The organism is Paenibacillus sp. FSL E2-0151 (genome assembly GCF_037993015.1).
Taxonomy (GTDB): domain Bacteria; phylum Bacillota; class Bacilli; order Paenibacillales; family Paenibacillaceae; genus Paenibacillus; species Paenibacillus amylolyticus.
On record NZ_CP150308.1, the window covers coordinates 5,299,272 to 5,315,104 of the forward strand.

General features: G+C 45.1%; 2 protein-coding genes. Both read right to left on the bottom strand.

All coding sequences use genetic code 11. The features are described from left to right. Window positions 1-5: 5 nt before the first annotated feature. Window positions 6-11,948: an amino acid adenylation domain-containing protein gene (locus MHI55_RS23625; RefSeq protein ID WP_340387214.1), complete on the bottom strand. Its 11,943-nt coding sequence runs from the start codon at window positions 11,946-11,948 to the stop codon at window positions 6-8. A 13-nt stretch (window positions 11,949-11,961) separates the two neighbouring features. Beyond that, entirely contained in the window at window positions 11,962-15,813 is a 3,852-nt protein-coding gene (locus tag MHI55_RS23630) for an SDR family NAD(P)-dependent oxidoreductase (protein WP_340387216.1), read from the bottom strand. Window positions 15,814-15,833: the final 20 nt, after the last annotated feature.

Genomic DNA, 15,833 nt, shown 5'->3' on the forward strand with positions numbered 1-15,833 from the left:
TGAGATCATTCGAGTATCGGGTTCAGTAGTTTAAAGTAGAGTTGCAAGAGTGACTCTACCTTGCTCTTCCGCCATTTCATTGAACGGAATCCACATACGAAGTGCAGGCTGTCCTCCTGATGAACCACTTGTAACGTTAAGTCGTACAGTTCAGACACCGGCACTCCCGAAGCAACTGCACCAGCGTTATAGAACAAAGGTAATGTTCCTGTACCGGGCTCCTGCAAAAGTGTACTAACATGTTTGGTGTGGAAGGTCTCTCTGCCATCTTGACCCTTGGATTGATGGATAAGCTGGAATAATTCATTAAATTGTTCCAACGAGCCGAAGTCCAGATCAAATACTTGAATATAGTCGGACTGCCCAATGGCTGCATGCACACTTATCCGATCACGGTTGGAGGCCTGTGCGAGAAGGTACGCAAAGCCGGCAAATAAAATATCATCCACCTCCACATCCCACCTGCTGGCAGCATTCACCACACGATCATAGAGTTCTGCCGATAAGGCAAACTGCAACTCTTCTGTTTCGTTTGATGTTGAATCTCCTTCCACGAAATAATCCATGGACAAGGGAATGCGGGAGCGTGATACGTGGATTACATCCATCTCGTCCAACTGATTCTCGATAAATGCGGTAATATCCGAAATAGTTGGCAAATTAAACATGTCGGTTATCTTCACAATTCCCGGATATTGGTCATCAAGTCTGGCATGTGCTTTGATCATCAGAACAGAATCGCCGCCGATCTCAAAGAAATGCTGATTCACACCAATGTGAGTATTGCCAAGTACTTCGCTCCATATCTGTACCAATAGTTTCTCAATATCATTAGCGGGAGCCTTGTATTGGACCTGAGCTGTGTGTAGAGCAGTTGGTTCAGGTAATGCATTACGATTGATTTTTCCATTTGCTGTTAAAGGGATGGCTTCCAACCGGATAAAGAATGAAGGCACCATGTACTCCGGCAATCTGGATATCAGAAATTCTCGCAATTCAGCAATGGAAACTTCTTGATCAGAGACATAATAGGCACACAGATATTTTTTCTTTTGCTCGTTCTGCCTGTCCATTACATACACACGCTTCAAGGCGTGGTGCTGAATGAATATGGCTTCAATTTCACCGAGTTCCACGCGATGCCCCCTGATTTTGATCTGGTTGTCCTTTCTGCCCAAAAATTCAATGTATCCCTCTTTGCGCATGACGCCATGGTCTCCCGTTCTATACAATCGACCAAGGAGTGGGTGCTGAATGAATGCTTTCTCCGTTTTATCCAAGTCATTCACATATTGATTTGCAAGACCTACTCCGCCGATAAACATCTCACCTGGAACATCAACCGGACATGGACGCAGTTTATAATCGAGCACATGGAATGTTTGATTCGCCAACGGATACCCGTAAGGGATACTGTTCCACGCATCAGATATTGAATTAATAGGGTAATAAATGGACCAAATACTAGCCTCTGTTGCACCACCGAGACTCACAATGCTTGCATCAGGACACAGATTTCTGACTTTGCCCGGTAACGATAGAGGTATCCAGTCACCGCTGAGCAGTATAAGACGAAGACTGCTTTGATGGTTACCCTCGTTGGTGATGTTTACTGCTCTTTCTATATCAGAACTTTGGATATTTAAATTAGCCAGCGGAGCGGTCTGTGCACCCAGGACTGCTACGGAACGTTCCGATAATAGGGTTGGGTCAGCAGCCATTGGGTTTTCGCCATAGGATACCGATACGCTTGGATTTTGTCTGATATAATTTCTGCTGCTCCATTCTTCCATAGAAGCCATATCATCGTCTGGCTTCAATCCTGCTTCCACCGTGTGAAGCCAGATCTGATTTTCATTTAAATTGAATAACGGTTTTATTTTCTCAAAAGGCATATCTCCGATCGAACACATCCCAATGCCCAACATCTCTCCAACACTATTTAGTGTGGATACCATAATTCCGGTATCAATAAGGGAGTATAAATAACCTTGCGCGCCATATTTCGGCATGGTTGCTTCCGCGTTGTAAATGAAGAAAACAGTAAACGCTGAAGACTGATAAATGGACCTGTTCGTGTAATAGTGCATTTCATCAGTGAATGACTGATTCCCATGAACGAGGCGTACCGTGTAATCCACTGGACTAAAGTAGTACAAGCCCGCCTCCATTCCCGCAACTCTTCCTTCCTTCACATACACAAACACATCTATCGGATATAGCCCTCCCGCAGAAGGATAGTAATACCGAATTTCCTGTCCTTGATCATACTGACCCAGTACTCCCATCAGATCGGAGAACTGTGTCATGGTGACAGGCTGATCCTCCTTAAAGGAACGATGAGAACGTCGCTTGGAGATGAAATCAGGATATTCAACACCACGCTCCAGTGAGACCTCAAGTGTGGTGTTCTCACCGAAATTACGATGCAACTGTATTTTTTTAAATTCCTCGTATGCCTGTGCATCGTATGCCACCTTTTCGTCATACGGATTGCGGAATAACTGCGTCTGCTTCTTGAAAATTTCCGCTGGCTCCATAAGTCCGCTGACCAAAGCACGTTTGCGAATGAGCAGTTCCATGAGCGAATTCACTTCACTAGCAGGTACATTCGGGAAGAAAGAAGCAATCTCGGATTGCCGAATCCCCTTTTGTGCCAGGAAATACAGTTCAGGGAACATACCTGTTGCATATTCAGGGCATTTGAACTCATCCACGTAGATATGCTTTCCATCCATTCGCCACAGCGTGGAGAATGACCAATGGTACACCGATTCTACTGACTCTTTCTCCACAGCCAGTTGGGTTGACGCCTGAATCTCTTCATCACTTGCCCAACGGTAGCTTCGTCCAGCATCGGATTCCAGTCGATCCATGAACATATCCATAATCGCTGGAACCGAATTCCAGATTGTAACCTGATGGCGATCAACGGCCTCTTTCATCATTCGGATATCTCTTTGGTCAGATACAATTACGAGAGCTGCACCCGAGGAAAGTGCACCGAACACGTCATATACGGATAAATCGAAACACATGGAAGATACGCCAAGCATGCGATCCTTCTCATGAACACCGAACTTTCTGTTCATATCCTGAATCGTATTCGTTACAGCCCCATGAGTAATGGCAACACCCTTTGGTCTCCCCGTACTTCCTGAGGTATAGATTACATATGCAATATCATCAGGTGTTCCAGATGGCTCACCTTCGAGTAGAGGATAACCTGAAGCCGAGACCTGATCATAGGCATCCACGTCCAATACAATTTGGCAATCACTATTCTTAAGCATGTAAGCTTGCCGATCTTCAGGATAATCCGGATCAAGTGGTACATATGCCGCACCAGTGCGAAGTATAGCCATTACATTTACAATGGTCTCCATACGGCGCCTTGCTACAACGCCAACTCGATCCCCTCGCCCGATCTCCTGTTCAAGTAAATATCCTGCCAGTTGACCAGATCTTCGGTCCAGCTCCGAATACGTCATCCGCTCATCCTCAAACAACAATGCATCCTGATCTGGATAATGTTTGGCCATACGATCAAACAAATGTTGCAATGTTGTTGGCATGATATTTTCTTCTGATTGGTTATACCTTTCCAAAATGCTGCGATCGACTGAAGGAATGTCAGGCCCCGTAATCGTTTCTCCTACAATTAGGCCATCCAGCAGTGCATTATATTGCGCAAACATCGTTTCGACCACCTGTTGGTCAAACAAGTCATCCACGTAATCCCAGGTTAGCGTTAGCTGCCCTCCCGCATCCGAAGCCTGATGATCCAGATATACCTGCGATGTTTGGCTGACCCCAGTTCGAACCTTTCCAATCAGTCCCTGAGTTGCTTCAGATGTCTCACGTTCATTAAAGATCATACTTGTGAAGACAATTGGCATTACGGTCTTGTTCCCCATTTGATGATGCTTGGAGAGATCACGTATGAATTCGATGCCTTCATAATGCCTGTGCTCCAGCGCCTCCAGTATACTGTTCTGAACATGGCGCACATGACCCATAAAATCGTTCCCCGAAGTCATATCCACATCAATTAAAATCATGGAAGTAAAGTCCCCAATGATATCCTGTATGCTTGGGTGGAATGGATAACGATTGAAAACTGTCAGGTTCAGTGCAATCTTCTGTTGATTGCTCCAGTACGATAAGATCTGGGCATAGGCTGCACAGAGAAGCGCTGAAGGTGTTAGCCCGTGTCCATTAGCAATCTTTTTCAATATCTCCCAACGCTCTGCTTCAAACACTTCATTAAGTCGCTTGAATTTTGGCTCGCTGATCTGTGCAGGATCTGTCTTCAATGGGAGTGCAGGTGCTGCTGGGAACTCCTCTATTCGGGCAAGCCAGTATTGTTTGTCAGCCAGGTACGTATTCGATTTACGGAATTCATTGTAAGCAAGAATATAATCGCGGAATGTAAATGGATTAGGCTCCGGATCAATCTCGGGATGATGATAGAATTTCAGTAGATCATTATTGAAGATCTGTATGCTTGCCCCATCAGCAATGAGCAGATCATATCCAAACAACAGCAGATGTGTATTTTCAGATATTTTTTTCGCACGTATCTCAAATAATGGCCATTGCTCCAATTCAAAAATATGATGAGACATGCGTTCTCTTTCGGCTATGATCACCCGTTCCATCTCGTCAGGACTCAAACCACTGATATCTTCAATATCCATCCGGTATGCCGGTACATGTGGCAGGATTCGTTGCTCTCCGGTAGGCAGGATAATTGCCCGTAACATAGGATGGTGTTCAATCAGCTTGATTAGTGCTTCATTGAAGCGCGTCATCTCCAGTTGAGTTTCGAATTCGAGGTACCCGTGTGTCGAAGTGCCTCCCATTTCAAAAGCCTGACTTCTTCCTGCAACATAAGCCATCTGTACCTCGGTCAGCGGGAATGGTCGGCCTTCAGGATCAGGGCATGGATCATGCTGCGGATAATGAATTGTTCCCACTGACTCTTCATTTTCCACAGAGCTCTCAAGCAAAGCCGCCAGTTCATAAATATCTCTCAGGGCCATAAATTCCTTGAAGCTGAGACGTTGATTGAATTCCTGCCCAATCCGATTCACCAGCTGCACCATTAGAATTGAATTGATCCCCATCTGGAAAAAGCTGTCGTGAGTTCCTATTCCATTTATACCGAATACCGATTCACAGAGTTCAATCAGCTTTTGCTCCGTTGGGCTTTCTGTTCCTGCAAGTGCACTGGACTGTTGTCCAAAGGTTGGTTCCGGTAACGCTTTCCGATCAATCTTTCCATTGGGTGTAAGTGGAAATTCAGGCAACTGGATTAAATGCTGAGGAACCATGTAATCCGGAAGTGCTTTTGCCAAAAGACGCTTCATCTCCAATTCGTCATAGCTGCGCTCCGCTGAGTAATAGGCTACCAGTACCTTTGTCCCTTGCATGTCCACTTTATCTATAACGACAGCCTGCTTCACGCTAGGAACTGTAGATAATCGGCTTTCAATTTCTCCAAGTTCAACCCGATAACCCCTGATTTTCACTTGGGAATCCCGTCTGCCAAGGAATTCAATGTACCCTTCTCTTCGCAAGACTCCAAAATCACCTGTACGGTATAAACGTCCCAATTCCGGATGATTAAAAAATGCATTGTCGGTCCTCACCGGATCATTAAAGTATCCTTGAGCCAATCCTGCTCCACCGATACAGAGCTCACCAATGACATTGACTGGGCTCAGGCAACCCGTGTAGTCAAGCGTATAGAATGTCTGATTCGCAAGTGGTCTTCCATAAGGAATGCTCTTCCAATCAGACTTGACAGTATCAATGGGATAATAGATAGACCAAATGGATGCCTCTGTCGCACCTCCCAAGCTGATAACCTGTGCCGAAGGAAAACGCCCATGTACTTGCTCTGGCAATTTCTTTGGTATCCAGTCCCCACTGAGCAGGATGAGTCTTAATTGTTCATTGGTTTGATCGGTTACGTAATCTGCCATCAGTTGCATAATGGCTGGAACTGAATTCCAGATGGTTACTTTATGCTGTTGTATTGCGTCGTACATGTCATGAATATCACGCTGGTCAGCAATGATCACAAGTGCTGCACCCGTCGCAAGTGCACCGAAAATATCATAGACTGACAGATCAAAGCACATTGAAGAGATACCAAGCATCCGATCTTGATCCGTCACTTCAAACTTCATATTGATATCCCGAATGGTATTCATTGCCGGGCCATGGGCAGTAGCTACCCCTTTTGGAGTTCCCGTGCTGCCAGACGTATAAATAATGTAGGCAAGATCGTCAGGTGCTGCGTTATTTTCCAGTGGCTCTACCGGCAATTCAGCCAGTCCCTCAAACGTATAAAGTTCGGGTAATAACAGCATTTTGCAGTTACTATTTTGTAAAATGTATTGCTGACGATCTTCAGGATAATCGGGGTCAACAGGCACGTATACCGCTCCTGCTTTGAGAATGCCCATGGTATTCACAATTGTCTCCATACCACGTTTGGCTAACAACCCCACCCGGTCTCCCCGTGTTATTCCTTGTTGCGTCAAGTAATGAGCGAGCTGATTGGAACGTTCATCCAGCTGTTGATAAGTCAATTGCTGATTACCGTAAATCAATGCTGTCTGATAAGGAGTCTTGGTCGCCTGCTCCATGAAAGACCCATGCAGTGTAGATATAGGAAATGTTTGTGCTGTTGCATTAAATGCATTCCAGATGGCCTTATCCTGTTCAGGCAAACCTGGTAAAAACTCGATATTCTCTTGCTCACATAGATGAGTAATTATCGCTGTATAATCATCGAACATGGCGGAAAGTGTATCGTAATGAAAAAGATCCTGAATATAGTCCCAGTTAATGGTCAGTCTCCCGTCAGTCTCCATTACCTGATTATCAAGGTAGACTTGGGAGGTCTGACTGATACCCATTTTCAGATCTCCGATATGCTGCCAGCTTCCGATGGCATCCACAAATAATGTGCTGGTATATACAATCGGCATAATGGCGGAAGTACCCGCTTCTCGATGACGGGCCAGTTCTCGAATGAACTCCACGCCGTCATAATGTCGATGTTCCAACATATTGAGCATGCCACTCTGCACGTCTCTTGCTTGTTCCCAAAAAGGCTTGTTTTTTTGTTCGTTAATTTCGAGCAACATGATGGATGTAAAATCACCGATAATTTGATCGGTTTCTTCATGAAATGGAAAGCGGTTGAACGCCGCCAGATTGATGGCAAGTCGATCCTGATTGCTCCAACGTGCCAAAACTCGAGCAAAGGCAGTACATAGAAGCGCGGAAGGTGTTACATTTTTTTGCTGTGCCTTATGCTTTAATTGCTCCCACGGATCTTGTTCTAATATCCAGCTTAGCCGTGAAAATTGCGGTTTCTTGATATGTCTTGGCTCCTGCTTCAGCGGAAGTGCTGGAGCGGAAGGGAATGTGTCCAACTGATCCATCCAGTACTTCTTGTCACGTGCGTACATCTCACCCTTTTTCAGTTCTCCGTATGCCATCATATAATCCTTGAACGAAAACTTGAGTACAGGAAGTTCCTTTTCCGGCTCACGGCAATAATGCACCAGGTCCTCTCCAAGGATCTGGATACTCGCACTATCACAGATCAGCAGATCATAACCAAATAACAGGTAATGCCGTGTATCATCTATTTTAAAAGCTTTGAATTCAAACAGCGGCCATTGGCTCGGCTCAAACACATGATGGGACATTCGATCCCGTTCCGCCTCAATGTGTTTCCACTTTTCCTGCTCATTCAGATTGCACACGTCAACGATTTCCAGTTGATAGTCTGGTACCTGTGGCAATATTCGTTGCATGCCCTCAGGCAATATGACCGCTCGCAGCATTGGATGGCGCTGAATCACTTTTTGCAATGCAGTCTGGAAATGCGTCATGTTCAATTTGGTTTCCAATTCCAGATAATAGTGAGTGGATGTTCCCCCCATTTCAAACCGCTCGTCTCGACCTAACAGATAAGCCATCTGTACTTCTGTCAAAGGGAAGTCCTCATACAGGGTCGCCGGTTCCGGCTCTTGCTGGGGATACTCGGATATCGCTCCAGTTTCCTTGAGTGCACCAATCAGATGAATTGCAAGCTTCGCCAGATTATTACCTTCAAAGAAGGTGTGGTAGTTTAGGTGAACATGGTAGCGTACCCGTATTTCAGTAATAATGCGCATCATTGATATTGAATCAACGCCGAGTTCAAACAAGTTGTCATATACATCTAACCCGGTAAACCCGAGAACATGTCCAACCAGTTGGGCAAGTTCCTTCTCCTTAGTTGTATATATACCGTTATCTCGTCCGTGCAGTTCAACCTTTTGTTCATATTCAGTTCTCGTCAGCTGGTTGTTATGATAATTCAAATGATTACGTTCCTGTTGAATTCGAGCTGTCATGGCTTCCGAAAATTGGATAACCCTTGACGACTCTAACAACGGTAGAAGTTCACTCGCATAATTGGGCTCACCGATCAACACTCGGCGTATACGACGGCTCAATACCATGTCAAAAGCACTGATCGCTTGATGAGTCGCTAACGTCTTGAATGCTGTATCCACATTCAGACCAAATCTGGCAGCCATCCCGGTTTCCTTCCAGGCAGGCCAGTTAATGGTTAGCGTTCGGCCCGACCCATTTGCACGGTAAGACGCAAAGCTATCCAGAAAACAGTTTGCAGCAACATAATCGCTCTGCCCCGGTTCTCCTAACATGGATATGCCAGAAGAAAACATAACGAAGAAATCGAGTGGTTCCTGCGCTGTTACTTGATTCAGAACCCAGGTTCCCTGAACCTTCGGTCTCAGAACCTCTTGGAATGCAGTCTCTTCCTTACGGATAATCAAGCCATCATTGGCAACACCAGCGCTATTAATTACCCCATAGATTTGCCCATATTTTGTTCTCAACCTCTGCACAACCTGAGTCATCTGCTCCAGATCGGAGATGTCTGCACTGATTAATTCAACACTTGATCCTCCGGCTTCAAGCTCCATAATGGTTTTCATTCGTTCAATCATTTCCATGGATATTATCTTTGGATCTTCTTCTTGAATAAGCTTGTCCCACACAGTGCGATCAGGCATCGCCGTACGACTGATTAGTGCCAGACGAATGCAGCGTTCATCAGCCAGATGCTTCGCGAACTGCAAGCCAATTCCGCCTGTTCCACCAGCAATAAGATATAAACCGTTCTCACGAATAGTTACTTCCTCATGACTGGCTTCCAGAATGTTAGCAATATCCAATTCTTCAACGTATGACTGATTATGGCGATACGCCACTTGAAAACGGTTATGGGAGCTATTCAATTCTGCATAGATCGTATCCGCATCGGTATCTGAATCCACATCAATGAATCGGCAGGATATTTCCGGATACTCCTGTTCAATGACTTTTGCGAATCCGTTAAGCGTTGCATTTTCCGGTCGTACCTGACTTTCATACCCCGTAACTGCATTCGCTAGGGAGGATATGAATTGAAGCTGAAGTCCCTCTGTCATATGATGATGTAGAATCGCACGGGTCAAGTAGAATGCACTCTGAATTCCACGGTCCTGGCTTAACTTCAATTGTTCCTCGCTTTGTAAATAATCATCTGAATCATTCTCTGCCAGAGTAAACCCGTGAATAATGCGGGTTAGCCCCTGACCCTTCATATCATCCAATAACTGAATGTAATCACTTTCATAACCACGAATCACATAGTGCGAATCATCATACTTCTCGTAACGATCCCCCCAGGCTACCTGAATGACTCGTGCTTCGAGCTCACGCTCCAATCGGACCGTCAAGGCAGCACTGACTTGATCGTTTCCGCGGAAGAGAAGTACGGCGCCTTTCATTTTTGAGACGACAGAATCTCGAGATACGGGCGTGTATCGTTGCCATACAGCTTGATAAAACATGCCCTCTGCCTGTACCTTTTCCGATCTTCTGTTACGTTTTGGAATGTCGATCCAACATCTGTGCGTCTGAAATGCGTAAGATGGCAAACTGACCTTGAATACATTCTGATTCGCATAAAGCGCTTCCCAGTCAGTATCGCCCCCAGAGACATAGTATGAAGCAGCCTGATGTAACGCATTGATGTCTTGCTGCCCACTGTTCATGAATTCTCCAAGAGCTTGTCCCAGCGATACGCTCATCTCATGCCTGGATGAGAGCGACATTCTGAATTCCTGATCCGCTGCCTCCTCATCTTGAACCAGCTTGTGAAAACCGGTATAGATGTGCGAACCATGTGAAGTACCAAATAGCTGTTTTGAACGCTCCAACTGAGTAAGTTTCTGATGCAAATCGATGTTGCTGTTCATTATGATTGCTACCCGATATGGAAACTTTCCTCTTCCCGTGTTGGCGGTATAACACATATCTTGTAATGTTGGCAGTTCATTTTTTTCAAGAAAATAGATATACTTACTGATCATCTGACGTAGCGATTCCTCAGACTTGGCGGACAACGTCAGAATGGATGGACCTGTTACAGAAGTGTTCGCTTGATGCGCTGCAGTTGCCCGATCAGGTGCTTCCTCAAGTACGAGATGACAGTTGGTTCCCCCAATGCCAAAAGAGCTGATACCACACCGTCTTGGAGTTGTGCCATCCGTGTTCCACTCTCGTAGTGTAGTATTTACGTAAACGGGTGATCCACTGAAGTCAATCGCTCTATTTGGCTTTTCAAAGTTCAAGGTTGGAGGGAGTTTTTTATTTTTCAACGCCAGAATTGCCTTAATTAAGCCAGCAGTTCCAGCTGCTTCGTACAGATGACCGATATTGGTTTTAACCGAACCGATCGCACAAAATTGTTTCTTGGAAGTATATTTCTTAAACGCGTTCTGAATTCCCTTAATCTCAATGGGATCTCCCAATTCTGTCCCCGTACCATGCGGTTCGAAGTACGAGATCGTTTCGGGATCAATGTTACCGTCCTCCCACGCTTTTACAATCAACTCAGCCTGAGTGGATGGGTTTGGTACAGTCAATCCGCCAGAACTTCCATCCTGATTGACGGCCAAACCTTTAATTACCGCATAGATCTGATCACCATCACGCATTGCAGCGTCTAGTGGTTTCAGCAATAAAGCAGTGACTCCTTCGCCCATTCCCGCCCCATTTGCAGAATCATCAAATGTTTTGGTCCGGTAGTCTGGAGATTCCATCCCGATTTTCTCATTCTGATTCTCGCGTGTCATAAGATGAAGTTTCACACCGCCCGCAATTGCCATATCACATTCCTTGTTCCGGATGGCCTGACATGCCATGGCAACAGCTACGAGTGAAGAGGAACACGCTGTATCAACAACAATACTGGGTCCCTTCAGATTCAGAAGATACGAGATTCGATTGGATAATATGGAAGCCAAATTTCCCACGATGGACAGTGCACTTGTCTGCATCGTTTCGGTAATATATCGCATATACATATCTTTGATATTGTTGGAAAAGCCTACATAGACACCTGTATTGGTGCCCGATAATTTGTCGTTACCGTATCCTGCATCCTCCATGGCATCCCATGCCGTCTCCATAAACAAACGCTGATTAACATCCGTTAAACTGGCTTCTTTGGGAGGCAAACGAAAGAATTCATGGTCGAATTGGTCAATATTGTCCAGGTACGCCGCTTCGTAATATTGAATATCTCCCTTAGGAATATCCATATAAGAGAGAATAGCGTCCATATCCGATTTTCGTGTCTTGGGAATGGGACGTATGCAATCTACACCACTCTGGATATTATCCCAGTAGTCATCCAGTGTTTCCATATTGGGCAACTTGGCTGAAATACCGATGATGGCGATATCCTTGACGGGTTTCTTTTCCCCTTCTTTTAGCATTTTCACGATCTGAGCCGCCGTTGTTTTGTTCATCTTCTGGTCCTTGACACTCTCTACCAGGAGCTTCAGAATTTTCTCCACGCTTCACGTCCCCCTACATCTTTTGAAGGTTGATGATTGCTTCATCCAAATCCATTGCTCCACGTTCGATCTCATCGAACAGATTCTCAAGATCTGTATCCCGTTCCTCTTCGAAAGTTTCCTTTTGAGGAGACTGGTGAGGCTTCTGCTTTTCTGTGGTGCTCATATAAGTAGTTAGTCTGGAGATACTTGGATATTCAAACAGATCGGTCAGTATGAGTTTTCCAGGGTAAGTTTTGTCCAATTTCAAGAAAATCTGCTTAATCATAATAGAGTCTGCACCGAGTTCGAAAAAGCTGTCATGTACATTCATCTCTTTAATGCCTAAATATGGTCCAACTATATTCGCAATAGTCCGGTCCATCTCCACGGAAGATTCCAATTTAAGTTCATACTCTTCCGTTGGGATCTGAACAGAAGAAGCGGATTCCTTCTTCATTGATATTTGCTTTGCTCTCTCCGGCATTCTCATCAATTTTTGTAACCTTTGTCCAATGTTGGCATCAAGATGAAAGTGGTAGTTATTCAAAATGTTTAAATAGGGTGAATCCCAGTTCATTTCCCCCACCAGCAAACGGTCGGTCTGTTTTCCCATTATTTCGAACAATCGATCCAATGCCCAATCTTTAGGCATCGCTTTGAATAAGGTGTCAAAATCAAACCCGGCTCTGGAAGCCATGCCTACCTCTTTCCAGGTCGTCCAATTCAGCGTTATCGTACGCATCCCTTTGCGGTTCCGCATCGGGGCATAGGCATCCTGATATGCATTCGCGGCGGCATAAGCAGCCTGTCCAGTAGAACCAAATAACGTAGCGACGGACGAGAACATGACTAGAAAATCCGGCTGATCTTCGGCTGTTAGCTGATCCAGCAGAGGAGTCCCCTTCACTTTCGGAGCCAGCATTGCTGTAAACTCTTCCTCGGTCATCTGGTCAGCATGTTGTGTACTCCCAACGCCTGCTGCATGGATGATGCCACGTATACATCCAAAACGACTTCTTAATTGTTCAATGGCTTGACTTAACTGATCTGCATCGGCAACATCAGCTCCGAGATACATCAACTGTCCGGCCCGTTTCTCCATATCAAGCAACCGAAGAAGCTTACTTTTTAGATCTGGTGAAGTATTTTTCGCATTTAGAATGATGTCCCAATTGTGACGTTTGGGCAGTGCCGTTCTTGCAATCAAAGCCAGATTCATACGTCCAAATGATAACAAGCGTTCAGCAATCTCCATCCCCAGACCACCAAGTCCACCTGTAATAATGTATACGCCGTTTTCTTTCCAGTTCATATCAACATCAGGCATGGAACCCACATCAGCAGGTGCGAATTCAGCTTGGTATGCTTGTCCATTTCTAATCGCCAAAGACTTCTTCTCCAACGGCCCCAAAATGTAACGCATATACTGAGAGGTATCCCAATCTTGGTCAACATCTATACAGAAGCATTCGAGATTCTGAATCTCACGCTGTACCGTATGTCCGAAAGCCAGCATCGCCGAATTCTCCGGATACAGAACTTTCTCGTCACCTGTCACATCATTAGCAAAGCTTGTCACCAAAATCATCTCAACCTGCTCTGCAAAGACGTGTGAGCATGCCTTGGTAAGTCTCCATACAGACATAAGACCTTTATCCAGCCTGTTTTCCTTATTTTCTAAATGGTCAAGTGATGCTAAATGCACGATCCGATAGGGACCTCCAAAGGACACTTCCAGCAAAAGTTTGATATAATCACTCTCGTTATTTCGAATTACATATGTCTGTGCATCCTGTTGAAGGTAAGATGTTCCCAATATCACTTCGATAACTGCTACTCCAGCTTCACGAATTTGGTTCACCAACTGGGTTGCATGTAGCTGTGTATCATTTCGTATTAATAAAACACGTTCAACATTATGGATGCTGGATGAGTTAATCTTGCCGATCTCGCTCCAAGGCTTCCATGACAATGAATAATACATCGCTTCTTCCTCAGTCTGTACCGAATTATCGGGGTTAGTATCAATCCAGCACTTACTCTCCTCAAATGAATATGTGGGCAAGCTCAACTTGTTATAGGTCACATCTGGATAGATTCTTGACCAATTGATCTGAGCACCGCCTTGATAATGTGTGCACAACTCCTCTAGCACGGTTGCTCTATCACATCCTTCGATATGCCAGTTCGAGATAAGTTCTTCTGTAGTGAATAACTGATTTCTTTTCCTAAATGTATCTTGTTCATATTTACCGGTCTTGGGTTCTGTAAGAAAGTCGTTTAAATGCTGCAGCAATTGATCCAACGAACTGACCACCCACACCGCTCGGTGTGCATGATGCTGTCTTCCAGTAGCTGCTGTGCAGCATACATCCCTCACATCGGCCTTCGGGTTCTCATTGATCCACTTCACATATGATTGCACCTGACGGGAGAGATTTCCGGATGATACACTTGAGATCAAAAAGGGATAATGGTCATCGCGCCCCAATTCCACTGATATGTTCGGAGCTTCTTCCAGTACAACATGGCAATTGGTGCCGCTTAACCCAAATGAACTGACTCCACATCTTCGAGGAGTGGCCGCCTCCCACTCCCTTGAAATGACATTGACATAGACTGGTGATGTATCAAATTCAAATTTTGGGTTTGGCTTATTAAAATGAAGTGTAGAGGGAATACGTTTGGATCTGAGTGCCATAATCGCCTTCAGCAGACCCGCTAATCCTGCACTGTCGTACAAATGGCCCACATTGGACTTAACCGATCCTATGGCACAGAATTGTTTTTTGTCCGTAAATCTGCGAAAAGCCGATTTGATTCCTTCCAGTTCAATCGGGTCCCCAATGAGCGTACCTGTCCCATGTGCTTCCAGATAAGAAAGACTCTCTGGATGAATTCCAGCATCACGCCAAGCATGAGTCAGTACTTTTTCATGAGCTACCGCATTGGGCGTTGTGATCCCTGCCGAATACCCATTCTGATTCACAGCTGTGCCTTTTATGACTGCATACACATGATCATGATCCCGCAATGCCTGTTCCACAGGTTTTAGTACAACACTTACTACACCCTCACCCATTCCTGATCCATCCGCATCTTCATCAAAGGTTCTTGTTGTTCCATCACTGGATTCAATACCGATTTTGTAATACTCTTTATCCAGTGGAATCATATTCAGCCTGATCCCTCCAGCGATAGCCATATCACAACTTCCTTCACGTAATGCACGTACTGCCATATCCAGAGCAACCAGCGAAGAGGAGCATGCTGTGTCTACAACCATAGCCGGCCCCGTCAGATTAAGTAGATACGCAATTCTTGCAGGAATGATGGACGAAAGATTACCTACGGTGGCGATTGGTAACATGTCTGGACTTAATTCCTCGACCATCTGTTTGTACTTGTAACCTTCTTGATCTCCGATTACACCCACGTACACCCCAGTTGAACTTCCAGCCAAACGGTCACCACCATAACCTGCATCCTCAACCGCACGCCATACCGTTTGCAAAAACAATCGTTGGACCGGACTCATCAGCTTGGCTTCCTGTGCACTCATACGGAAGAAGGAATAATCAAATTCATCGATTTCGTCCAGATAAGCTCCGTTCAAATAACGTACATGCTCCAATGAACCTTGCTTGTGAAGCAAGTATTGATCCAACTGGCCCTTTCGATGATTGGGCAATTCCCGTATGCAATCAATTCCATAATCAAGCATCTTCCAAAATTCATCCAGCGACTCTCCGGTCGGCAACTTCGCACCGATACCTATAACAGCTATATCATGTCTATTATCCGTTGTTATATCCATTTCAGTAGTAGTGTCCTGGTCATCTTCTTCTTCCCATTGCTCTCTGTCGAACAATTGATCAAGCATGGCCGTCCCCCTATGAAATT